This is a genomic window from Enterobacter sp. 725m/11, assembly GCF_011683705.1.
Classification (GTDB): domain Bacteria; phylum Pseudomonadota; class Gammaproteobacteria; order Enterobacterales; family Enterobacteriaceae; genus Enterobacter; species Enterobacter bugandensis.
In genome coordinates this window covers 25,188-48,691 of sequence record NZ_JAAQOK010000012.1, presented here as the reverse complement: position 1 = coordinate 48,691, position 23,504 = coordinate 25,188, and the positions used below count along the sequence as shown (strand labels likewise).

Genomic DNA, 23,504 nt, shown 5'->3' with positions numbered 1-23,504 from the left:
ATAACGGGCGACGCAACGTCGCCCGTTACTCTTACAGCCCCTTCAGAAGCTTATCTACAAACGCTGGCACCACTTCGCTCGCCAGGCCATATTGCTTCTCTTCAAACTCGCTGCCCACCTGGCTCGGCTCCAGATTGAGCTCCACCGTATGCGCCCCGTGCAGTCGCGCTTCGTGAACAAACCCCGCCGCCGGGTAAACGTGCCCTGATGTGCCAATAGCGATAAACACGTCCGCCATCGCCAGCGCGCTGTAGATCTCATCCATCCCCAGCGGCATTTCGCCAAACCAGACCACGTGCGGACGCAGGCGCGACGGGAACTGGCAGCAGTGGCACTTGTCCTCTGGCAGCACGTCCTCTTTCCAGTCCAGCACCTGGCCGCTCCAGGCGCAGCGAACCTTGAGCAGCTCACCGTGCATGTGGATGATGTTCTTGTTACCGGCCCGCTCGTGCAGGTTGTCGATATTCTGCGTCACCAGCAGAAAACGATCCCCGAGCGCCTCTTCCAGCTTCGCCAGCGCCAGATGCGCCGCGTTCGGCGCAATCTCAGGCTGCTGAAGCTGTCGACGGCGAGCGTTGTAAAACGCCTGCACGAGATCCGGATCGCGGGCAAAGCCTTCCGGCGTCGCCACGTCCTCGACGCGGTGCTCTTCCCACAGCCCGTCTGCCGCACGGAAGGTTTGAATTCCTGACTCGGCGGAGATCCCCGCCCCGGTCAGTACCACCACTCTGGGTTTATCCATCGCTTCTGGCATGATTCTGTCTCTGAAAAAGATCCGCTGGCGCAAGCGCTCTCGTAAGCGGCGTTTGTTTTTGCGAAAACGGCTGAGTCGACCCTGGCGACGCGACAGCATAAAGACCTCGTAAACTAATCGGTGAGATGAAGGAATGCGGCTCCGCGCATACCTCCCGCGTCCCCGTGTCGCGCGCGTTCAATGCGCGGCACGCGGGCGACCGGCAATAAATGTCGGGGCAGACGCCCGGACAACCGTTCCGTTATCGCAGTAAAGTTTGACAGCCCTCCCCCGATCACCAGCAGATCCGGGTCGACGATGGTGAGAATATTTCCCAGACACACCGCCAGCAGATCCAGATAGCGCTCGACGTGCTCACGCGCCTGCGCATCCCCCTGCTCCCACAGGGTAATGATTTGAGGGGCCTCAAGTTTCTGATGATAGAAGTGTTCGTAAAGCCATGCAAACCCGCGTCCTGAGAGATAGTTCTCGATACAGCCGTGCTGGCCGCAGCCGCAGCGGGTCAGCGGGAAATCACGCCCTACCACCTCCAGCGCATCCACCGGGAGACGGATATGACCAAACTCCCCGGTGATGTAGCTGCGCCCGGTAATCGGCTTGCCGTTGATGACAATCCCCCCGCCTACGCCGGTACCGAGGATCAGCCCCATCACCAGCGGATAGCGGCGGAATTCATCGTCCCAGGCTTCAGAGAGGGCAAAGCAGTTGGCATCGTTATCTAAACGCACGTCGCGTTCAAGGAGGGCCGAGAGGTCGGCGCGGAGCGGTTTACCGCTGGCGGCAGGCACGTTGGCGGCATACAGCGTGCCATCATCGGTTTCCGGCATCCCCGGAATACCAATGCCGACGCTGCCTTTCACGCCAAAGCGTTCATCCGCCTGCGCTACCAGCGCGGCAATGGCGGTTAAAAATTCATCGTAGCTTTCGCGCGGCGTGGGAACGCGGGTTTCCCACTGGAGTTTGAGGTCTTTATCAAACACGCCGAGCGCAATCTTGGTGCCGCCAATATCAAATCCATAATACATAACGCATTCCTCTTTCTGACATAGCGGCCTCAGGACCGCTACACCATGACGTAATTACTGGCCACTTAATACCCTCGCCGGATCAATTCGGCTTGCGCGACGCGCCGGATACCAGCTTGCCAGCAGACTCAGTAAAAGTGCTGTAACCAGCACATAAAAAACGTCCAGCCAGTGCAGTTCAGACGGCAGGAAGTCAATAAAATAGATGTCACCGGACAGGAACTGGTGACCAATAAGCTTTTCAATGCCGTTGATAATCGGCGTCAGCTGCAGAGAAACCACCACGCCAATCACCACGCCGCAAAGGCTGCCGAACAGCCCTGCCAGCAAACCGTACCAGACGAAGATGGCGCGAATAAGACCGTCTTTTGCCCCAAGGGTACGCAACACGGCGATGTCGCCGCTCTTGTCCTTAACCGCCATTACCAGCGTCGAGACGATATTAAAGCACGCCACGCCAATCACCAGCACCATCGCCAGATACATGATCGCACGGATCATCTGGATATCACGGTACATATAGCCGTAAGTGCCGATCCAGCTTTTGATGTAAACATAGTTATTGGTGACGCTGCCGGCATCACGCACCAGTTTGTTGGCGTTAAAGACGTCGTTCACCTTAATGGCAATGCCCGTCACGCTGTCGCCCATGTCGAGATACTGGCGCGCATCTTCCAGCGGAACCATCGCAAAGCTATGGTCAAGCTGGCCGCTCAGCTGAAGAATACCGGTAACGTGCAGGCGCACGCGCTTGGGCTGCTGCAGTTTGTGATCGGCACTGGCGTTGGGGATCATGATTGACACCCAGTCGCCCTGCTTCACCTTCAGGGCATCGGCAACGCCTTTACCCATAATGATCTGCTGCTCGCCGGCCTTAAAGTTCGCCCACGCGCCGTTCTGAACATATTTCGGCAGCGCGCTGAGCCGCTCCTCCTGGGCCGGGTTGACCCCTTTCACCTGGATGGCGCGCAGGTTAACCCCGCTCTCCACCAGCCCGGTAAAGTTAATGTATGGCGCGGCCGCGGCAATGCCCGGCACTTTTTCCACTTTGGCGAGTGCATCGCTCCAGTTGGCCCACGGCTGGTTAACCGGCTCGATCTCCCCGTGCGGCACCACCGCCAGAATGCGGTTATTCAGCTCGCGCTCAAAGCCGTTCATGGCGCTTAAGCCGACAATCAGGACCGCCACGCCCAGCGCAATACCGATGGTGGAGATCACGGAGATCAGCGACACCATACCGCCGCGACGGCGGCCGCGGCTAAAGCGTAACCCGATAAGTAACGATAACGGTGACGCCATTACTCAGCCCCCATCAGGGTCAGTTCCGCATTCAGATGGCCGTCGCGCATCTCAAGCTGGCGACCCATGCGTTTTGCCAGCTGCAGATCGTGAGTCACCACCAGAAACGCGGTTCCCTGCGAGGCGTTAAGCTCGCCGAGAAGCTGGAAGATACTGTCCGCATTGCGCGCGTCCAGGTTACCGGTCGGTTCATCCGCCAGCACCAGACGCGGGTTGTTGACCAGCGCACGGGCAATTGCCACGCGCTGGCGCTCGCCGCCGGACAGTTCCGACGGGCGGTGATTTCCCCGGTGGCCCAGCCCTACCGCTTTCAGCATATCGCTGGCGCGGGCGTTGATTTCTGCCGGTTTCTTTTTGCCAATCAGCAGCGGCATCGCCACGTTTTCCAGCGCCGTAAAGTCCGGCAGCAGGTGGTGGAACTGGTAGATAAAGCCCAGCTCGCGGTTACGCAGCTCGGCCTTCGCCGCAGAGGACATTTTGCTCATCGGCTGACCGGAGAAGATCACGTCGCCGTTGGTTGGCGTGTCCAGCCCGCCCAGCAGGTGCAGCAGCGTACTTTTGCCCGAGCCGGAGCTGCCGACAATCGCCATCATCTCGCCCTCGCCCACGCTGAAGCTCACATTGTGCAGCACGTCGGTCTGCACAGTGCCTTCCTGATAGCGTTTGGACAGGTTGTCGCATTGCAACAGGATCTTATTCATAACGTAAAGCCTCAGCGGGTTGAGTGGCGGCAGCGCGCCAGGAAGGATAAAGCGTAGAAAGCAGCGCAATGGCCATCGCGGCCAGCGCAATTCCGACCACCTGCAGCGGCTCGATAGCCACCGGCAGCGCCGCGCCGTCAAGGAGCGCGCCGATGATCGGCATTAAATTATTAAGCTGGCTGGCAAGCAGTGCGCCGAGCACGGCGCCCAACAGCGCGCCGATAATGCCTGCACTGGCCCCCTGCACCATAAAGACCGCCATGATCTGGCGCGGCGTCAGACCCTGGGTTTGCAGGATGGCGACTTCGCCCTGCTTCTCCATCACCATCAGGCCCAGCGAGGTGATGATGTTAAATGCAGCCACGGCGACGATCAGGCTCAGCAGCAGCCCCATCATGTTTTTTTCCATGCGCACGGCCTGGAACAGCTCGCCTTTACGCTCGCGCCAGTCCTGCCATTTGGTACCGTCCGGCAGTTTTTGCTGGCTGAGGGTATCGACCTTCAGGGGCTGATCGAGCCACAGGCGCCAGCCGGTGATATTTCCCGCCGGGTAACGCATCAGGCGTGACGCATCCTGAATGTTCACCAGCATCTGATAGCCGTCAACTTCGCTGTTGGCGGCAAAAGTACCAATCACGTTAAACAGGCGCTGGCTCGGCAGGCGACCCATTGGCGTAAACTGGCTGGCGGACGGCACCATCACGCGCAGCTGATCGCCGCGGTTGACGCCAAGCTGTCCGGCAAGCTGCTCACCCAGAATCACGTTGTATTTTCCGGCTTCCAGATCGGTTTGCTTCACGTTAACCAGGAACGGCGTCAGCGGGTCTTTTTGCGCCGGGTCAATCCCCAGCATCACGCCGACCGCCACGCTGCGGGCGCTTTGCAGCACCACATCGCCAGTGGTTAAGGGCGCAACGCGCGTGACACCCTGTAACTTCGCCGCGCTTTCCGGCAGCTGTTGCGGGTTAACGGAACCGTTATTCGATGAGAGAACGGCCTGCGGCATCAGCCCCAGGATGTTGTTTTGCAGCTCGCGCTCGAAGCCATTCATGACGGAAAGCACCGTCACCAGAGCCATCACGCCGAGCGTAATGCCAATAGTCGAAAGCCAGGAGACAAAGCGACCGAAGCGGTCCGCGGCGCGCCCACGCATGTAGCGTAAGCCTATGAAGAGTGCGACAGGTTGATACATGAAGTCCGTCTGTTTGCTGATAGCAGACCCACGAGTATATAAGCGAATCCGTTAAGGGTAAATGACTGAAACCGTAAGCTTTGGTAATCATTTTTCCGAAAAACTCAGATAAATCAGGGTGGTACTTTCCATTTACCCTCTGGATAGCCTCCACCTTTTCCGAAAAACGTCCCGATACAGACAGTTACCCGTTACATCTCTCTGTCGTTTTAGAACAATTGCCCCTACGTTTATGGCAAAACTGGTATGGGTTACCAATGAAACAAAAAGCATTATGGATTAATCAGATAAAAGGGCTGTGCATCTGTCTGGTGGTGATTTACCACTCGGTCATCACCTTTTATCCTCATCTCAGCGGGCTACAGCATCCGCTCTCCGGTCTCCTCGCCAAATGCTGGGTCTATTTTAACCTCTATCTCGCCCCGTTCCGGATGCCGGTTTTCTTCTTTATCTCCGGCTATCTGATCCGTCGTTACATTGATGAGGTAGACTGGCGCACCAGCCTCGACAAGCGGATCTGGAGCATTGTCTGGGTTCTGGCGCTGTGGGGGATCCTGCAATGGCAGGCGCTGACCCACCTGAACGCCTGGCTGGCGCCCGATCGCGAGCTTGCCACCTCGTCGAACGCGGCCTACGCCGATTCCCTGGCAGGATTTGTGCGGGGCATGCTCACCGCCAGCACCAGCCTGTGGTATCTGTATGCTCTGGTGGTCTACTTCACGCTGTGTAAACTGCTGAGCCGCTGGAAGCTGACGGTACTCGGACTGCTTGCGCTGGCGAGCATCACGATCAACTTCCTGCCGCTGCCGTGGTGGGGAATGAACAGCGTGGTACGCAACATGATCTACTACAGCCTGGGGGCATGGTATGGCGCCGAACTGATGGCGTGGATGAAAAGCTTCAACCTGCGCCGCACCTGGCTGGCTACTGGCGCTTTCGCGGCCGTCTCCGTGGTGCTGTGGTTTGCTAACGTTCCTCTCCTGCTTTCTCTGCTGTCGATCGTGTTGATCATGAAGCTGTTCTACAGCCTTGAGCAGCGTTATGCCGTACATCCCAACAACCTGCTGAACGTGATTGGCTCAAACACCATTGCGATCTATACCACCCACCGCATCTTAATTGAGGCCTTCAGCCTGATCCTGATCGGCGAGATGAATGCCGCTTACTGGCCGGTCTGGGCAGAACTGTGCTTAATACTGGTCTACCCGATTGCCAGCCTGCTTATCTGTACCCTTGCCGGGCTCGGGGTGCGTAAAATTTCCACCGCGCTGTTCGGGGACCTTTTCTTCTCTCCTCCGTCTGCGCGGAGCCTGTCACCTGCCACCCGTTAATGCCCTCTCCGCCCCCGTTTTGGGGGCGTTTAGCCCTGCCGTGCGGTTACAATTTGCTTATGTAAAACGATCGAGGATAATAAAGACATTGCGTATCAGTGATATGCCCCAATACTGTTGGTATATCCATAAGAGACTCTGACATAGCCATGCCTGAACACTATCGTTATTCCTTGCCCGTCAAAGCGGGCGACCAGCGCCAGCTGGGTGAACTCACGGGCGCGGCCTGCGCCACGCTGGTGGCAGAAATCGCTGAGCGACACCCTGGCCCGGTGGTGCTGGTTGCCCCGGATATGCAAAACGCCCTGCGCCTGCACGATGAAATCCGCCAGTTCACCGATAGCCTGGTGTTCAGCCTGGCCGACTGGGAAACGCTGCCGTATGACAGTTTCTCCCCGCATCAGGAGATCATCTCCTCGCGCCTGTCGACGCTCTATCAACTCCCGACCATGCAGCGCGGCGTGCTGATTGTGCCGGTGAATACCCTGATGCAGCGCGTCTGCCCGCACAGCTATCTGCACGGCCACGCGCTGGTGATGAAAAAAGGCCAGCGCCTGTCTCGCGACACCCTGCGAGACCAGCTTGACGGTGCCGGATATCGCCATGTCGATCAGGTCATGGAGCACGGGGAATATGCCACCCGCGGCGCGCTGCTCGACCTTTACCCGATGGGCAGCGACCAGCCGTATCGTCTGGATTTCTTTGATGATGAAATCGACAGCCTGCGCGTGTTCGATGCCGACACCCAGCGCACGCTGGAAGAGGTGGAATCCATCAATTTACTGCCTGCCCACGAGTTCCCGACGGACAAAACCGCCATCGAGCTGTTCCGCAGCCAGTGGCGCGACAGGTTCGACGTAAAGCGTGATGCAGAACATATCTATCAGCAGGTCAGCAAAGGTACGCTCCCGGCCGGAATCGAATACTGGCAGCCGCTGTTCTTCAGCGAGCCGCTGCCCGCCCTGTTCAGCTACTTCCCGGCGAATACGCTGATTGTGAACACCGGCGATATCGACGCCAGCGCCAGCCGCTTTGAAAGCGAAACCCGCGCACGCTTCGAAAACCGGGGCGTTGACCCGATGCGTCCGCTCCTGCCACCGGAAGCGCTGTGGCTGCGCACCGACGAACTCAACGCCGAGCTGAAGCGCTGGCCGCGCATGCAGCTGAAAACCGATTCGCTTGCCGATAAGGCCGCCAACACCAACCTCGCCTTCCGCACGCTGCCGGAGCTGGCCGTTCAGGCGCAGCAGAAATCCCCGCTGGATAATCTGCGCAAGTTCCTGGAGTCCTTTACTGGCCCGGTGGTGTTCTCCGTTGAGAGTGAAGGCCGCCGCGAAGCTTTGGGTGAGCTGCTGGGACGCATTAAGGTGGCCCCGAAGCGCATCCTGCGTCTGAGCGAAGCGACCGGAAACGGTCGTTATCTGATGATCGGCGCCGCCGAGCACGGGTTCATCGACACGCTCAACAACCTGGCGCTGATTTGCGAAAGCGACCTGCTGGGCGAGCGCGTCGCGCGCCGCCGTCAGGACAGCCGTCGGACCATCAACCCGGACACGCTGATCCGCAACCTGGCCGAGCTGCATCCAGGCCAGCCGATTGTTCACCTGGAGCACGGCGTTGGCCGCTATCAGGGGATGACCACGCTGGAAGCGGGCGGTATCAAAGGTGAGTACCTGATGCTGACCTACGCCAACGACGCCAAACTCTATGTACCGGTCTCGTCGCTGCACCTGATCAGCCGCTATGCGGGCGGCGCGGAGGAAAATGCGCCGCTGCACAAGCTGGGCGGCGACGCCTGGACGCGTGCACGCCAGAAAGCGGCGGAAAAAGTGCGCGACGTGGCGGCCGAACTGCTGGATATCTACGCCCAGCGCGCGGCCAAAGAGGGCTTCGCCTTTAAGCACGACAAAGAACAGTACCAGCTGTTCTGCGACAGCTTCCCGTTTGAAACTACGCCGGATCAGGCTCAGGCTATTAACGCCGTGCTGAGCGACATGTGCCAGCCGCTGGCAATGGACCGCTTAGTCTGCGGCGACGTCGGTTTCGGCAAAACCGAAGTGGCAATGCGCGCCGCCTTCCTTGCGGTTGAAAACAACAAGCAGGTGGCGGTGCTGGTGCCAACCACCCTGCTCGCTCAGCAGCACTTCGACAACTTCCGGGACCGTTTCGCCAACTGGCCGGTGCGTATAGAGATGCTGTCGCGTTTTCGCAGCACCAAAGAGCAGACGCAGATCCTGGAGCAGGCAAGCGAAGGCAAGATCGATATTCTGATCGGCACCCATAAGCTGCTGCAAAGCGACGTGAAGTGGAAAGATTTGGGGCTGCTGATCGTCGACGAAGAGCACCGCTTCGGGGTTCGCCATAAAGAGCGTATCAAAGCGATGCGCGCCGACGTCGATATCCTGACCCTGACCGCGACGCCGATCCCGCGAACCCTGAACATGGCGATGAGCGGCATGCGCGATCTGTCGATTATCGCCACGCCGCCGGCGCGTCGTCTGGCTGTAAAAACCTTTGTCCGCGAGTACGACAATCTGGTGGTGCGTGAGGCGATCCTGCGTGAGGTGCTGCGCGGGGGTCAGGTCTATTACCTGTATAACGATGTCGAAAATATCCAGAAAGCCGCCGACAGGCTGGCGGAACTGGTACCGGAAGCGCGTATTGCCATCGGTCACGGACAGATGCGCGAACGCGAGCTGGAGCGGGTGATGAACGACTTCCACCACCAGCGTTTTAACGTGCTGGTGTGTACCACCATCATCGAAACCGGGATCGACATTCCAACGGCGAACACAATTATCATCGAACGCGCGGATCACTTCGGCCTGGCCCAGCTTCACCAGCTGCGCGGCCGCGTCGGGCGTTCGCACCATCAGGCCTACGCCTGGCTGCTGACGCCGCATCCGAAAGCGATGACCACCGACGCGCAAAAGCGCCTGGAAGCCATCGCCTCGCTGGAAGACCTCGGCGCAGGCTTCGCGCTGGCCACGCACGACCTGGAGATCCGAGGCGCGGGTGAACTGCTGGGTGAGGACCAGAGCGGCTCCATGGAGACCATCGGCTTCTCGCTCTATATGGAGCTGCTGGAAAACGCGGTGGACGCCCTGAAGGCCGGGCGCGAGCCGTCTCTGGAAGATTTGACCAGCCAGCAAACCGAGGTCGAGCTGCGAATGCCTTCCCTGCTGCCGGACGATTTCATTCCGGACGTGAATACCCGCCTGTCGTTCTACAAGCGCATCGCCAGCGCGAAGACGGAAAACGAGCTGGAAGAAATTAAGGTTGAGCTGATCGACCGCTTCGGCCTGCTGCCAGATGCTGCGCGTAACCTGCTGGATATCGCGCGCCTGCGCCAGCAGGCGCAGAAGCTGGGCATTCGCAAGCTTGAGGGCAACGAAAAAGGCGGCGTCATTGAATTTGCCGAGAAGAACCACGTCAACCCGATGTGGCTGATCGGCATGCTGCAAAAACAGCCGCAGCACTTCCGTCTTGATGGCCCGACGCGACTGAAATTTACCCAGGAGCTGACGGAGCGCAAAACGCGCATGGACTGGGTGCGTAACTTTATGCGACAGCTGGAAGAGAACGCTGTCGCGTAACTCGCCCTTCCCCCCGTTAGCGCAGTGCTGGCGGGGGGACAATTTACAAACTCTTTGCACTTCACCCGATCTTCCCGACACACCCATTCGCCATAATTATCTTTAACCCCTTATAAAACAATAACCTTATCATTTTTATGGATTATGGTGATGATGACCTCTTCGCGTTTTACCCGCTGGATAACCCTGTTTGCGCTGGCAGCCACCGTCGCGGTTGCGCTTCCTGCTCGGGCAAACACCTGGCCCCTTCCCCCGCCCGGCAGCAAGGTGGTGGGCGAAAACCGTTTTCATGTGGTTGAAAACAATGGTGGCTCACTGGAAGCGATAGCCAAAAAATATAACGTCGGTTTTCTGGCCCTGCTGCAGGCGAACCCCGGCGTCGATCCGTACGTCCCGCGCGCGGGCAGCGTACTGACCATTCCGTTACAGACTATCCTGCCGGACGCTCCGCGGGAGGGGATCGTGATCAACCTGGCGGAGTTGCGTTTGTACTATTACCCGCCGGGTAAAAATGAGGTTACCGTCTACCCTATTGGTATTGGTCAACTGGGCGGCGATACGCTGACGCCGACGATGGTCACCACCGTCTCGGATAAACGCGCCAACCCAACCTGGACGCCGACAGCCAACATTCGCGCCCGCTATAAGGCCCAGGGCATCGATCTTCCTGCCGTGGTTCCGGCAGGCCCGGATAACCCGATGGGTCATCACGCGATCCGCCTTGCCGCATACGGCGGTGTGTACCTGCTGCACGGTACGAACGCGGATTTTGGCATCGGCATGCGCGTCAGCTCCGGCTGCATTCGTCTGCGCGATGACGATATCAAAACGCTGTTTAACGTCGTTACGCCGGGAACGAAGGTGAATATTATCAATACGCCGATTAAGGTCTCTGAAGAGCCAGGCGGCGTGCGGCTGGTTGAGATTCACCAGCCGCTATCAAAAAATATCGGCGATGATCCCCAGACGTTACCCATTAACCTGAATGCCGCGATGGTGAGCTTCAAAACAAATGCGAATACCGATAGCCTGGTGATGGAGCGCGCGATGGAAGCGCGGTCAGGCATGCCGACCGATGTCACCCGGCATCACAATGTCGTCCAGCAGTCCATGTAAGACGGAAAGTAAAACGCCCTGCTAAGCAGGGCGTTTTTTATTGCAGTGGCATAAATGAGGGTTTATGCCCAGCTTATTTGTAGATGACAGCGGTGCCGTGCAGGGTGTTAGGACCGGTCACAGAGGTGATGCGGTAAGATTTTGCACCCATTGCTTCCGCTTTTTGTGCCAGCTGATCTTCCAGAGAGCCCAGGTTAGTCCCGGCAGAGGCAGAGATCGTCCCGACTTTATGCTGATCGGCTGGAGTGGATTGTACCTGTACAGCAGCAAAGCTTGCGAAAGAGAGTGAACTCAGTACAGCAGCAGCGATGAGGGTTTTTACGTTTTTCATAATGTTTACCTTTGGCAGATGAATTTTTTGGTCGTTAGCTATTTAGTTAACGATCGATAGGTAAATCATAAATGTGATCCAGCTCACGCGTCAACACATTTTTATAACGAGCATTAATTAAATTTTAAAATTGTTATTTTTCATACATATATGATTAATTTATTTTTAAGCATTCTGCACTGGTGGTGGGTTGCGTTTATTTTTATAATGGTCATTCAACAAACCAACAGAGGACCAACGGCAAATGACAACCGACGTCACGAGTTGTGTGAAGAAAAGCCGTGGCCGACCAAAAGTGTTTGACAGGGATGCAGCGCTTGATAAGGCCATGACTCTCTTCTGGCAACATGGGTATGAAGCGACCTCGCTTTCCGATCTGGTAGAAGCCACCGGAGCTAAAGCGCCGACGCTTTATGCTGAATTTACCAATAAAGAGGGGCTGTTCAGGGCGGTGCTGGACAGGTACATTTCGCGCTTTGCGGCGAAACACGAAGCCCAACTATTTTGTGAAGAGAAAAGTGTTGAACAGGCGCTACGGGATTACTTTACCGCCGTTGCCACCTGCTTCACCAGTAAAGAGACGCCCGCGGGCTGCTTTATGATTAACACCTCTGCCACCCTGGCGGCAGCATCAAAAGAGATCGCCAATACGGTGAAATCGCGTCATGCGATGCAGGAGGAGACGCTCAGCGCATTTCTGGCTCAGCGCCAGCAGCGCGGCGAAATTCCCGCGCACTGCCAGCCTCAGATGCTGGCGCAATACCTGAGCTGTATTTTACAGGGAATGTCGATCAGCGCCCGTGAAGGGGCGACGCTGGAAAAACTGCAGAACATTTCCGACACCACGCTGCGCCTGTGGCCTGAACTGCTCAAAATCTGACGCAAAAAAAGCTCCTCAGCCTGAGCGCTTGAGGAGCTAAGTTCAGAGAACATCTTTTTTACGCTTTGTTATTCAGTACCAGCTGGCCGTTTCCATCCAGTGGAATTTGGGTGCCCGGGTCTTTATCCATGCGGATTTTGCCCTGCTGATCGCCAATTTTGTAGGTCACGTCATAGCCCAGCATTTTTTCCGACTTGTCATAGACGGTTTTACAGCGCTGCTGGGTCGTGGTGTAAGTATCGTTATCCTGCATTGCGCCCTGCACCTGGTTACCGGCATAGCCGCCACCCAGCGCGCCGACCACGGTCGCGACATCTTTACCCCGACCACCGCCAAACTGGTGACCAATCACCCCACCCGCTACCGCACCCAGAACAGAGCCGGCAATACGGTTTTCATCCTGTACCGGACGACGATGGGTTACGGAGACGTTACGGCACTCCTGACGTGGGGTTTTTACGGTTTCTTTAATAGGCGTTGCAGAAACCACCTGCGCATACTGCGGGCCGCGATCTAAAACGTTGAGACTGGCAACAGCAGCCACACCTAACGCAGCTGCGACGCCGATCCCTATACCCGCCAACATTGATTTATTCACGGGACTTCCTCCTTTGTTGCTATTGGTAACAATTCTGCTATGGAGGCGCGGCTTCGCCAATAAGACAAAGGATCAAAAAGTGGACATCGGGGAGAGATATATCGCGTTTAGGAGAACTCTTAGGCACCTAATCCACGACGAGCAGCATGATATGCTAAAAAATCCCTCCGGAGGGCCCGGAGGGAGTGAAAGATTAGTGCAGCTTCAGACGTGGACGAATGACGCGGTTGATTCTGCCCACCAGCATCATCAGGCCCGTTTTAAAGTAACCGTGCAGCGCGATCTGGTGCATACGGTACAGGGAGATATACACGAAGCGTGCAATGCGCCCTTCCACCATCATCGAGCCACGCATCAGGTTACCCATCAGGCTACCGACGGTAGAGAAGTTTGACAGCGATACCAGAGAACCGTGGTCTTTATAGACATACGCCTTCATTGGCTTGCCTTTGTACTGCGCCAGGATGTTGTGCAGCACCAGGCTTGCCATCTGGTGCGCGGCCTGAGCGCGCGGCGGCACGAAGCCCCCTTCAGGACGCGCGCAGGAGGCACAGTCACCAATAGCGAAGATTTCAGGGTCGCGCGTGGTTTGCAGCGTCGGCTCGGTGACCAGCTGGTTAATGCGGTTCGTCTCCAGACCACCGATATCTTTCATAAAGTCAGGCGCTTTGATACCTGCCGCCCAGACCATCAGATCCGCTTTGATGTACTCGCCGTCTTTGGTGTGCAGTCCACCTTCGTCAGCGCTGGTCACCATGGTCTGCGTCAGGACGCGCACGCCCAGTTTCGTCAGTTCATTGTGCGCTGCGCCTGAAATGCGCGGAGGCAGCGCAGGCAGAATACGCTCACCCGCTTCGACCAGCGTCACGTTCAGCGCTTCGTTAGTTAACCCTTTGTAACCGTAGCTGTGCAGCTGTTTAACCGCATTGTGCAGCTCTGCGGACAGCTCAACGCCTGTCGCGCCGCCGCCGACAATGGCAATGTTAACCTTGCCATTCGCACCCAGATTGCTGGTGTACTTCAGGAACAGGTTCAGCATTTCCTGATGGAAACGACGCGCCTGGTGCGGGTTATCGAGGAAGATACAGTGCTCTTTAACGCCCGGCGTGTTGAAATCGTTGGAGGTACTGCCGAGCGCCATCACCAGCGTGTCATACGCCAGCTTGCGCTCGGGGACCAGCAGCTCGCCTTTTTCATCACGCAGCTCGGCCAGGGTAATGGTTTTGCTCTCACGGTTGATGTCAACCACCGAGCCCAGTTGGAACTGGAAATGATGGTTGCGCGCGTGCGCCAGATAGCTCAGCGCGTCCACGCCCTCATCCAGTGAGCCGGTCGCCACTTCGTGCAGCAGCGGTTTCCACAGGTGGCTGTGGTTACGATCCACCAGCGTGATTTTGGCTTTTTTACCGCGCCCCAGCTTCTTGCCCAACTGTGTGGCCAGCTCCAGCCCGCCAGCACCACCGCCTACAATCACTATCTTTTTCAATGGCGTAGTCAACGTGACCCCCTCAAATTATTAACCAATTGTTAATTAAAAGTTATGAAAATAACCCTTAATTAACAACAGGTTACAGCACTGAAACCATTCAGGTGCATTGAGAATAACACGTCAGGCGCATTGGTCATACCAAAATTGATATGCATCAAGTTTTGATGGCTTAAAAGTAGACAATTCTGGACAAAAAGAAACCCGGTGCGCGTTCGCGACCGGGTTTCTGAAGTGGCAGGCTGTGGTTTAGCCCAGCGTTTTAAAGGCTTTGATGCGCTGGAGGTGCGGGGAGATGTTCTTGAACTTGTGGGTCTGCTCTTCGTCCCAGACGATCTCGTAATAGTGATGCAGCAGCTCTGCGGCCCGATGGCTGTTCAGTGCTTCATCATTACGCGAGAGGATCACCAGACAGCGATCGCGGTTTTTCTCACGGAAGTTGCTCACGCACTTGGTCGCAATATCGACATACTCTTCCGGGCGGTCAATTTTGCCTTCCATGTTCTCATTCGGGAAAAGATTAGGATTGAAGACCACCTGGCGGATGTCGCACAGGAAGCCAATCCGCTCCGCCCAGTAGCCGCCCAGCCCCACGCCGCAAATCAACGGGCGATCGTCGACGTTAAGCTGCAGCATCTTGTCCACCTCTTTGAGCAGATGCTGCATATCATGCTTCGGATGGCGCGTACTGTAGCTAATCAGCCGTACATCGGGATCGATAAACTGCAGCTGTAGCACCTTCTCATGATTACCAGGACTGTTTGAGTCAAAACCGTGTAAATAGATGATCATTGTCTTCTCACCACGCTACGCCTTCCGGGAGGGTTTACAGGCTGGCTTTATGTGCCTGCCAGCGCTCATTCAGGTCTTCAAGCCGGGCGTTGACCGACTTCCAGCGCGCCGAATCCATCAGCTCCTGACGGCTAAATGAACCTTTATGATACAAATGCGTAACACGCTCTGCATTGATCGGTGACAGGTTATCCAACACGCTAACGGCACCTTTACGATTATTGCAGACCAGGATCATATCGCAACCTGCATCCAGCGAGGCCTGACCGCGCTCAGCATAGCTGCCCATGATTGCCGCCCCTTCCATCGACAGATCGTCGGAGAAAATGACGCCGTTGAAACCCAGCTCCTGGCGCAGAACGGTTTTCAGCCAGTGCGGGGAGCCGCTGGCAGGACGCGGATCGACATCGCTGTAAATCACGTGCGCGGGCATAATGGCGTCCAGCTTGTTATCGGTGATAAGCGAGCGGAACACCGACATATCTTTGGCGCGAATTTCCGCTTCCGGACGCGGGTCGCGCGGGGTCTCTTTGTGGGAATCCGCCGTCACCGCCCCGTGGCCCGGGAAGTGTTTCCCGGTAGTTTTCATTCCCGCCTCGTGCATCCCGTCGATAAACCGGGTCGCCATTGCCAGCGCAATACGCGGATCTTCATGGTAGGAGCGCTCGCCAATCGCGGCGCTGATATGGCCCACATCCAGCACCGGGGCAAAGCTGATGTCGATATCCATGGCAATCATTTCGCTGGCCATCAGCCAGCCGGCTTCCTGCGCCAGTTTCCCACCTTCTTCCGTGCCGAGCAGCGCGGCGAAAGACTGGGCTGCTGGCAGGCGGGTAAAACCGTCGCGAAAACGCTGCACGCGGCCGCCTTCCTGATCGACGGCCACCACCAGATGATTGCGCGACGCGGCGCGGATCTGGCGCACCAGTTCACGCAGTTGCGCCGGATCGTGATAGTTGCGGGTAAACAGGATCAGGCCGCCCACCAGCGGATGCGCCAGAATTTCACGCTCCTCCGCATCCAGCTCAAACCCTTCTACATCTAACATGACTGGACCCACACTCACCTCTCTTATCCTTTCGTTTGTAACTGGCGCCAGGCATCGTCTGCCAGCGCAATAAATTGTTTATCTCTGGACTGCTGCAAACGCATCTCAAACCAGCCCGCCATCAGCATGATGACCCAGGGCCGCCAGCGTCTCACCTGGTGTGCCAGCGCATCGGCGTTAAAGTGCGCAACGCTGGCATAGTCTCTGATGAGTTTCTGCCGCGCGGCTTCACTTTCCGTCCAGACCGCGGCCAGCTCCAGCGCCACATCGCCGTCTCCGGCATATTCCCAGTCGATAAGCCTGGCGCCCTGTGGCGTATGCACGATGTTCCCGGCGTGCACATCCATATGTAACGGCGAGAGCCGAATCGGTTGCGGCTCGCCCGCTTTACGCAGCCGTTTGAGATGCGCAAGCCACACTGGGGTACGTCTTGCTGGAGAGGCTTGTTGCCAGTAGTTTTCCAGCAGTGGAAGTAAGGCGATTCGCCACCCCAGACGCTGTTGCTGGTGCAGATGATACAGCATCGCCGCAAGCGCTGGGGTGTCCGGCAGCGCGCTTTTCACCTCCCCCTCCAGATAGTCGACGGCCATCCAGCCCTTGCTGAAAAATCGGGGTTCAGGCACGAGATCCGACGGAAGGCGTTTGAGGGCGCGAAACTGACGGCGAAACTGGAAAGCCGGGGCGAAGGGATCGTGGTTCTGCCGCAAGACCAGACGGTGCGCGCCCCGCGCTATAATGCAACTCGCGCCGCTAAGCCCGGAGTGGGCCTGCGGCGCGATAAGGCGGTACTGTGGAAAATAACGCGTCAGAATCTCTTCACGCGTGGTGTCATTGTTGCGTAACCGCACCTTTACCTGACCAGATAATTTCGCCTGTCTGAACCAGCATCAGCTGCATCTGCAGGGCTGGGGTATTCACGTTACCGGTCGCATTAGAGTACAGCACATACTGGGCGCCAACGTTGCGGGCAATGCCAATCGCCTTGCTGCGGGTGCCGAGGCTATCCTGCGGCGACAGGCCCAGCTGCTGTTTGGCTAATGCGAGCTGCTGAGCAGAGACCAGCGTAAACTTACCGTTGTTTGCCAGTGCATTGCGCAGCGTTTCTGTCGCTTCGCCCGCGTTCAGCGAACCGTTGGTACGGTTGTTCACGCTATCGACCAGCAGCACGCTGCCTGCCGTCACGCCCTGAGCCTGCAGCATTTTACCGACCATCGGCTGCATCGCACCGTTCCAGTCGTAATGGCGCACGCGCGGCGCAGGTTGTGACGTCTGGTCCTGATGTTCAATCGGGCCAGGCTGTGACGGAATAGACGGTACAGACGGCACGGTTGGCTGGGTCTGCGTTGGCGGTGTCGGCTGCTCGGTACCCGGCTTTGCCTCTTCCACAGGTGCTGGCTGTTCTGTACGGGTCACACACCCTGCGAGGAACAGCGCGAATGCGGTCACGAGCGCATAACGGCTCATATTTTTAATCAAGGTTCACCCCTTAGAGATAAAGATAAAGTCTCACCTTATGCGCACCCAGATAGCTGGCGCTGTCATAGAGCGTTACCGACGACCTTGCCGGAAGAGTGACGCTGCGCGGCGCCTCCAGCGGGTGCATCTCAAGACCTCTTACGTCATACCAGAAAAAACGGTAGTGGACCGTCACCGGTTCATTTCTTTCGTTATAGAGCGTAGAGGAGGCAGAAGATTTAATTTCACTGATGGTCAGTGCGGGCTGTTGCGCCGTGATGCCCGCAGCCAGCACGGAGGATTCCATCACCAGCGTCTGTTCATCGCTGACAGGGATCGCCGGACGCGTGCTGCACCCCACAACCATCATCGTCATTACCAGCGCTGCAATACGCCCTTTAAACATGTTACAGACCTTTGTGAGCCAGCATCGGTCCCAGCGGACGTCCACCCAGCAGATGCATGTGAATATGATAAACTTCCTGGCCGCCATGACGATTACAGTTCATGATCAGACGATAACCGTCTTCCGCTATGCCTTCCTGCTCGGCAATTTTCGCCGCCACCGTCAGCATACGACCTAACGCCACTTCGTGCTCGGTTTTTACGTCGTTTACGGTCGGAATCAGAATATTAGGAATGATAAGGATGTGTGTCGGTGCCTGAGGGGAAATGTCCCGGAAAGCCGTTACCAGTTCATCCTGATAGACGATATCCGACGGGATTTCGCGGCGAATAATTTTACTGAAAATCGTTTCTTCAGCCATGACCTTTTCCTTTTTTGTTAGGTGCGTCCGCTGTTAACACACTCTCTGGAGGACTGTGTGACACAATTCAAGAGTATGAGCGAGTTTCTCCTGTCCTTTCAACCTTCTCCCCCGAATTCTTTGCTGAATATTCATCAGCTGACTGAAGAGTGACCGCTCGCGTGCCTTAACGGGCTGAAACATTATTTCAGTTTCGCACGACACATCTGTTTACAGCATTAATGGCAATGCGTATATTTCGCATTTGCATTTTCATGCGCATTTCTAACATAGAAAACGACGTCAGACCGTATTTGTGGGACTGACGCAAACACTCTTCACCGTTCATAAGGGTTTGATAATGTCTTTCATTGATCACACCAGGGATGGGCAACGTCAGCCTGTCGCAACGCCTTCGTTGCTGGCAGCCTGTATTGCTATGGCATTGACGCCAGCCGCCGCTTTCGCTGCATCAGCAACCGAAGACACCGTCGTCGTGGATGGAGGTTTTGACAATACGCAGGATCCTTCCGCAAGTCAGGACCGGGATTACAGCGTAAAAACCACCACCACCGGCACAAAGCTGTTGCTGGTTCCCCGTGATATCCCACAGTCCGTTAGCGTCATTAGCCAACAGCGCATGGCGGATCAGAACCTTCAGTCTATCGGCCAGGTGTTGACTAACACCACGGGCGTAACGGCGCAGGTGCAGGACAGCGATCGTACCGTCTTTTACTCGCGCGGATTTTTCGTCAGTAATTACGCCTTTGACGACCTGCCAACCTCCATCAGCGAAGTGTGGAACTTCGGCGACACCGCCGCCGATACCGCGATTTACGACCGTATCGAAGTGGTTCGCGGCGCGACCGGGCTGATGTCCGGCACCGGTAACCCGGCGGCGTACGTCAATATGGTGCGTAAGCATGCGGACAGCAATGAGTTCAAAGGCAATGTCTCCGCCAGCTACGGCAGCTGGGACAAGCAGCGCTACGTGCTGGATCTCCAGGCACCGCTGGTAGAGTCCGGGAAGGTACGGGGACGCCTGATTACGGGCTATCAGGACAACGACAGCTTCGTGGATAACTACCACTACCGGAAGAAGTTCCTCTACGGCGTGGTGGATGCGGACGTCACCGACAGCACCACCCTCTCTGTAGGGTATGAATATCAGGAAAGCCACACCGCCGATCCAACCTGGGGCGGATTGCCGACCTGGTACAGCGACGGGAGTAAAACCGACTACAATCGCAGCCAGACCGTCGCGCCTGACTGGGCCTACTCGGACAAGGATAGCACCCGCATCTTCGCTAACCTGACCCAGCGTTTCGACAACGGCTGGGAAGCGCACGTCAACGGCATGCACGCGGAGACCAACTTCGACAGCAAGCTGATGTATATGTCCGGCTATCCGGAAAAAGAGACCGGGGCGGGCATGGTTGGCTACGGCGGCTGGAACAGAGGTGAACGCAAACAGGATGCGGTTGATGCCTTCCTGCGCGGCGGCTTCGATCTTTTCGGCCGCCAGCATGAGATGATGTTTGGCGGCAGCTTCAGCCGACAGCGCAACCACTATGACAACAGAATGCCGGATGCGCTGTACGGCATGGTGGACGTGGGGAATTTCAAAAACTGGAACGGAAATATCGCCGATCCGCAGTGGACGCCGTGGAAGCTCTACAGCCAGGATGACATTCGCCAGTCCTCAGCGTACACCTCCGCCCGCTTCTCGCTGGCTGACCCGCTGCACCTGATCCTCGGGGCGCGCTACACCAACTACAACATTCGCTATAACCCGGCGGGCTCTCCTGACACCCGCCTGGAAAGCACTGAAGATGACGTAACGCCTTACGCGGGCCTGGTCTACGATATCAACGAAGACTGGTCGACCTACGTCAGCTATACCTCCATCTTCCAGCCGCAGGACAAGCGCGACGCCAGCGGACGTTATCTCGATCCAACCACGGGCAAAAGCTACGAAGCCGGTGTTAAAGCAGACTGGTTTAATACCCGTCTGACCACCTCGCTGGCGATTTTCCGCATCGAGCAGGATAACGTGGCGAGCAACACCTATACCTACATGCCGAGCGGTGAGTCGATTTATGAATCGCTGGATGGCGTGGTCAGCAAAGGGATTGAGTTCGAGCTGAACGGCGCCCTGACCGATAACTGGCAGCTGACGTTCGGCGCGACCCGCTACATTGCGGAAGATAAGAACGGCAGCGCTGTCAGTTCCGATCAGCCGCGCACGACAATGAAGCTGTTTACCCGTTATCAACTGCCAATGCTGCCGGCGCTGACGGTAGGCGGTGGCGTAAACTGGCAAAACAAAGTGTGGACGGATGTGGACGGTGGCCCGGCGGGACAATCCCGCGCAGAGCAAGGCAGCTACGGACTGGTTAACCTGTTCAGCCGCTATCAGGTCACCAAAGATTTTGCTATTCAGGCGAACGTCAACAACCTGTTCGACAAAGAGTATTACGATTACGTCGGCTCTTACGTGGTTTATGGCGCACCGCTGAACGTCTCGGTGAGCGCAAGCTACGACTTCTGAGTGTTGGCACAACAAACCACAGCAATAAAAAAGGCAGCCATTCGGCTGCCTTAGTCTCCCCAGGTCACAGCTTAGCTGTTGCGGATGTACTCATCCATTTCGGTTTTCAGGTTATCGGATTTAGTACCGAAGATAGCCTGAACGCCCGAACCTGCAACAACCACGCCCGCTGCACCCAGTTTTTTCAGACCCGGCTGGTCCACTTTCGCAACGTCGGCAACGCTCACACGCAGACGAGTGATGCACGCGTCCAGGTTAGTGATGTTCTCTTTACCGCCGAACGCAGCAACCAGTGCCGGAGCCATTTCGCTGGTCGCGCCTGCTTTGCTGTCTTCAGTTGCATCTTCACGACCCGGAGTTTTCAGGTCCAGTGCTTTGATCAGCACGCGGAAGATGGTGTAGTAAACAACGGCGTAGCACGCACCCACGATTGGGAACAGCCACAGCTTGCTGCTGTTACCGGACAGAACGATAAAGTCGATCAGGCCGTGAGAGAAGGACGTACCGTCACGCATACCCAGCAGGATACAGATTGGGAACGCCAGGCCAGCCAGTACAGCGTGGATGATGTACAGGATTGGCGCAACGAACATGAAGGAGAACTCGATCGGCTCGGTGATACCGGTCAGGAACGAGGTCAGCGCTGCGGAGATCATGATACCGCCCACTTTTGCACGGTTTTCTGGCTTAGCAGAGTGCCAGATTGCAATCGCAGCAGCCGGCAGGCCGTACATTTTGAACAGGAAGCCACCAGACAGTTTACCTGCAGTTGGGTCACCCGCCATGTAACGTGGGATATCGCCGTGGAACACCTGACCTGCTGCGTTGGTGAATTCACCAATCTGCATCTGGAATGGAACGTTCCAGATGTGGTGCAGACCGAATGGCACCAGGCAACGCTCGATGAAGCCATAGATACCGAACGCGACAACCGGGTTCTGGTAAGCAGCCCACTGAGAGAAGGTCTGGATAGCGGAACCGATTGGTGGCCAGATGAAGGACAGGATCACGCCAGTGAAAATCGCTGCCAGACCAGAGATGATCGGAACAAAACGCTTGCCCGCGAAGAAGCCCAGATACTCAGGCAGCTTGATGCGATAGAAGCGGTTGAACATATACGCTGCAATCGCACCGGAGATGATACCGCCCAGAACACCGGTATCTGCCAGGTGTTTCGCGGCAATCTCTTCTGCCGGTAAATGCAGAACCAGCGGCGCAACCACAGCCATGGTTTTCACCATGATGCCGTAAGCAACCACTGCAGCCAGCGCAGAAACGCCGTCGTTATTGGTAAAGCCCAGCGCCACACCGATAGCGAAGATCAGAGGCATGTTAGCAAAGACGGAACCGCCTGCTTCAGCCATCACATGGGAAACTACGGCTGGCAGCCAGCTGAAGTTAGCAGAACCGACACCCAGCAGGATACCTGCGATAGGCAGTACGGATACTGGCAGCATCAGCGATTTACCGACCTTTTGCAGGTTAGCAAATGCATTCTTAAACATAATTGAGAGTGCTCCTGAGTATTTGTGCTTTTTTTACGCTTTCACGCATTGGCCCGGGGGGAGTACCGTGCCGTGGACAGGACATCTAAGCGCCCTTTATTTATTACACAGAGTAAAATAATTCCCTCTGAGTTTGTTTGACGGCTATCACGTTTCAGCTTAAGACGGTCGAAAAACTTTCAGTAATTTACAAAAAGCATGTCTGGATGTTTCTGAGAACACCGTCACCGCCCCAAATGAGGCGGTGAACTTTACTCGTTTTATTTATTAATTACGAGCCTAAAAAAAACAGGCTTATCAGACGGATTGCAGGCGGGCGGGGTCGATATGGAACAGCGCAGAGAAGTTTTGCGTCGTGACGCGGGCCAGCTCTTCGATACTGACGCCTTTAAGCACGGCCATGTACTCTGCGACGTCTCGCGTCATGGCCGGCTGGTTCTCTTTACCGCGATGCGGTACCGGCGCCAGATACGGAGAGTCTGTTTCCACCAGAATGCGATCGAGCGGGACATAGCGCGCAGCATCACGGAGCTGCTCAGCGTTACGGAACGTCACGATCCCGGAAAACGAAATATAAAACCCCAAATCAAGCAGTTTACCCGCCGTTTCTCTGTCTTCTGTGAAACAGTGTAGTACGCCACCGCAATCCGTCACGTTTTCTTCCCGGAGGATCGCCAGCGTATCGGCGCGCGCATCGCGCGTATGTACGATGACCGGTTTATTCAGTTCGCGGCCGATGCGAATATGGTTGCGGAAAGACGCCTGCTGGCGCGCTTTCGTTTCCGGCGTGTAAAAATAGTCCAGCCCGGTTTCACCCATCGCCACGACGCCCGCTTCTGCTGCCAGTCGGCGCAGCTCTTCTACGTCATACTCTTCGTCCTGGTTCAGCGGATGAACGCCGCAGGAGAACACCACGTTATCGCGATCGCCCACCAGCTCACGCATTGAGCGATACCCTGGCAGCGTCGTCGCCACCGCAAGACAAAATTTCACATCGCGGGCAGCGGCTTTTGCCAGCACGTCATCCACGTCGTTGTGCAGGGATTGATAATCCAGGCCATCAAGATGGCAGTGTGAGTCGACTAAAAACATAATGTC

21 protein-coding genes are annotated in these 23,504 nt (G+C 56.6%); 5 read left to right on the top strand and 16 right to left on the bottom strand.

Annotation, left to right across the window (positions count from 1 at the left end):
- Nucleotides 1-31 precede the first annotated feature (31 nt).
- The 5 genes from cobB to lolC are packed head-to-tail and all read right to left on the bottom strand — an operon-like array spanning nucleotide 32 to nucleotide 4,971.
- Entirely contained in the window at nucleotides 32-853 is an 822-nt protein-coding gene (gene cobB, locus HBA26_RS07105; protein WP_041910499.1) for a Sir2 family NAD+-dependent deacetylase, read from the bottom strand.
- A 14-nt stretch (nucleotides 854-867) separates the two neighbouring features.
- Complete coding sequence (nagK, locus tag HBA26_RS07100) at nucleotides 868-1,779, bottom strand: N-acetylglucosamine kinase (protein ID WP_032638600.1); 912 nt, start codon at nucleotides 1,777-1,779, stop codon at nucleotides 868-870.
- Nucleotides 1,780-1,833: 54 nt separating this feature from the next.
- A complete protein-coding gene (gene lolE, locus HBA26_RS07095) occupies nucleotides 1,834-3,078 on the bottom strand; it encodes a lipoprotein-releasing ABC transporter permease subunit LolE (RefSeq protein ID WP_047368298.1) in 1,245 nt (414 codons plus the stop codon).
- Complete coding sequence (gene lolD, locus HBA26_RS07090; protein ID WP_008500772.1) at nucleotides 3,078-3,779, bottom strand: lipoprotein-releasing ABC transporter ATP-binding protein LolD; 702 nt, start codon at nucleotides 3,777-3,779, stop codon at nucleotides 3,078-3,080. Before lolD ends, lolE begins: the two co-directional genes overlap by 1 nt.
- Entirely contained in the window at nucleotides 3,772-4,971 is a 1,200-nt protein-coding gene (gene lolC, locus HBA26_RS07085) for a lipoprotein-releasing ABC transporter permease subunit LolC (protein ID WP_028012739.1), read from the bottom strand. The genes lolD and lolC overlap by 8 nt, the downstream gene beginning before the upstream one ends.
- Nucleotides 4,972-5,228: 257 nt before the next feature.
- On the opposite strand from lolC, the gene HBA26_RS07080 reads away from it, so the two are divergent.
- The 3 genes from HBA26_RS07080 to HBA26_RS07070 all read left to right on the top strand — a co-directional run bounded on the left by HBA26_RS07080 (nucleotide 5,229) and on the right by HBA26_RS07070 (nucleotide 11,014).
- Entirely contained in the window at nucleotides 5,229-6,302 is a 1,074-nt protein-coding gene (locus HBA26_RS07080; RefSeq protein WP_126345245.1) for an acyltransferase family protein, read from the top strand.
- Between the two features lie 149 nt (nucleotides 6,303-6,451).
- Nucleotides 6,452-9,898, top strand: coding sequence for a transcription-repair coupling factor (gene mfd, locus HBA26_RS07075; protein ID WP_126345244.1), 3,447 nt, complete (start codon nucleotides 6,452-6,454; stop codon nucleotides 9,896-9,898).
- A gap of 150 nt (nucleotides 9,899-10,048) precedes the next feature.
- Complete coding sequence (locus tag HBA26_RS07070; protein WP_063153834.1) at nucleotides 10,049-11,014, top strand: L,D-transpeptidase family protein; 966 nt, start codon at nucleotides 10,049-10,051, stop codon at nucleotides 11,012-11,014.
- Nucleotides 11,015-11,087: 73 nt separating this feature from the next.
- Here HBA26_RS07070 and bhsA read toward each other — a convergent pair whose 3' ends face one another.
- Nucleotides 11,088-11,345, bottom strand: a complete 258-nt coding sequence (gene bhsA / locus HBA26_RS07065) for a multiple stress resistance protein BhsA (RefSeq protein ID WP_023332711.1) — start codon at nucleotides 11,343-11,345, stop codon at nucleotides 11,088-11,090.
- A gap of 244 nt (nucleotides 11,346-11,589) precedes the next feature.
- On the opposite strand from bhsA, the gene comR reads away from it, so the two are divergent.
- Complete coding sequence (comR, locus tag HBA26_RS07060; protein ID WP_028012732.1) at nucleotides 11,590-12,225, top strand: TetR family copper-responsive transcriptional repressor ComR; 636 nt, start codon at nucleotides 11,590-11,592, stop codon at nucleotides 12,223-12,225.
- Between the two features lie 58 nt (nucleotides 12,226-12,283).
- On the opposite strand, the gene HBA26_RS07055 is transcribed toward comR, so the two are convergent.
- From HBA26_RS07055 to hinT, 8 genes are all read right to left on the bottom strand, one after another.
- Nucleotides 12,284-12,823: a glycine zipper 2TM domain-containing protein gene (locus HBA26_RS07055; RefSeq protein WP_028012731.1), complete on the bottom strand. Its 540-nt coding sequence runs from the start codon at nucleotides 12,821-12,823 to the stop codon at nucleotides 12,284-12,286.
- Nucleotides 12,824-13,016: 193 nt separating this feature from the next.
- Nucleotides 13,017-14,321 carry an NAD(P)/FAD-dependent oxidoreductase gene (locus tag HBA26_RS07050; protein ID WP_028012730.1) on the bottom strand — a complete coding sequence of 435 codons (1,305 nt, stop codon included), beginning with the start codon at nucleotides 14,319-14,321 and terminating at the stop codon, nucleotides 13,017-13,019.
- Nucleotides 14,322-14,558: 237 nt separating this feature from the next.
- Nucleotides 14,559-15,101, bottom strand: coding sequence for an alpha/beta hydrolase YcfP (gene ycfP, locus HBA26_RS07045; RefSeq protein ID WP_008500781.1), 543 nt, complete (start codon nucleotides 15,099-15,101; stop codon nucleotides 14,559-14,561).
- Between the two features lie 34 nt (nucleotides 15,102-15,135).
- Entirely contained in the window at nucleotides 15,136-16,161 is a 1,026-nt protein-coding gene (gene nagZ / locus HBA26_RS07040; protein ID WP_045261820.1) for a beta-N-acetylhexosaminidase, read from the bottom strand.
- 11 nt (nucleotides 16,162-16,172) lie between these two features.
- Nucleotides 16,173-16,997 carry a thiamine kinase gene (thiK, locus tag HBA26_RS07035; RefSeq protein WP_048959699.1) on the bottom strand — a complete coding sequence of 275 codons (825 nt, stop codon included), beginning with the start codon at nucleotides 16,995-16,997 and terminating at the stop codon, nucleotides 16,173-16,175.
- Complete coding sequence (gene lpoB, locus HBA26_RS07030) at nucleotides 16,978-17,622, bottom strand: penicillin-binding protein activator LpoB (RefSeq protein ID WP_088205017.1); 645 nt, start codon at nucleotides 17,620-17,622, stop codon at nucleotides 16,978-16,980. The genes thiK and lpoB overlap by 20 nt, the downstream gene beginning before the upstream one ends.
- Before the next feature lie 13 nt (nucleotides 17,623-17,635).
- Complete coding sequence (locus tag HBA26_RS07025; protein WP_041910507.1) at nucleotides 17,636-18,010, bottom strand: YcfL family protein; 375 nt, start codon at nucleotides 18,008-18,010, stop codon at nucleotides 17,636-17,638.
- Between the two features lies 1 nt (nucleotide 18,011).
- Nucleotides 18,012-18,371: a purine nucleoside phosphoramidase gene (hinT, locus tag HBA26_RS07020; RefSeq protein WP_006809243.1), complete on the bottom strand. Its 360-nt coding sequence runs from the start codon at nucleotides 18,369-18,371 to the stop codon at nucleotides 18,012-18,014.
- A gap of 340 nt (nucleotides 18,372-18,711) precedes the next feature.
- Between hinT and fhuE the strand changes: the two genes are divergently transcribed.
- Entirely contained in the window at nucleotides 18,712-20,901 is a 2,190-nt protein-coding gene (gene fhuE / locus HBA26_RS07015; protein ID WP_045630101.1) for a ferric-rhodotorulic acid/ferric-coprogen receptor FhuE, read from the top strand.
- Between the two features lie 71 nt (nucleotides 20,902-20,972).
- Here fhuE and ptsG read toward each other — a convergent pair whose 3' ends face one another.
- Nucleotides 20,973-22,406 carry a PTS glucose transporter subunit IIBC gene (gene ptsG, locus HBA26_RS07010; RefSeq protein WP_028012724.1) on the bottom strand — a complete coding sequence of 478 codons (1,434 nt, stop codon included), beginning with the start codon at nucleotides 22,404-22,406 and terminating at the stop codon, nucleotides 20,973-20,975.
- 297 nt (nucleotides 22,407-22,703) lie between these two features.
- On the bottom strand, nucleotides 22,704-23,498 hold the full coding sequence (locus HBA26_RS07005; protein WP_028012723.1) for a metal-dependent hydrolase: 795 nt from the start codon (nucleotides 23,496-23,498) through the stop codon (nucleotides 22,704-22,706).
- Nucleotides 23,499-23,504 lie beyond the last annotated feature (6 nt).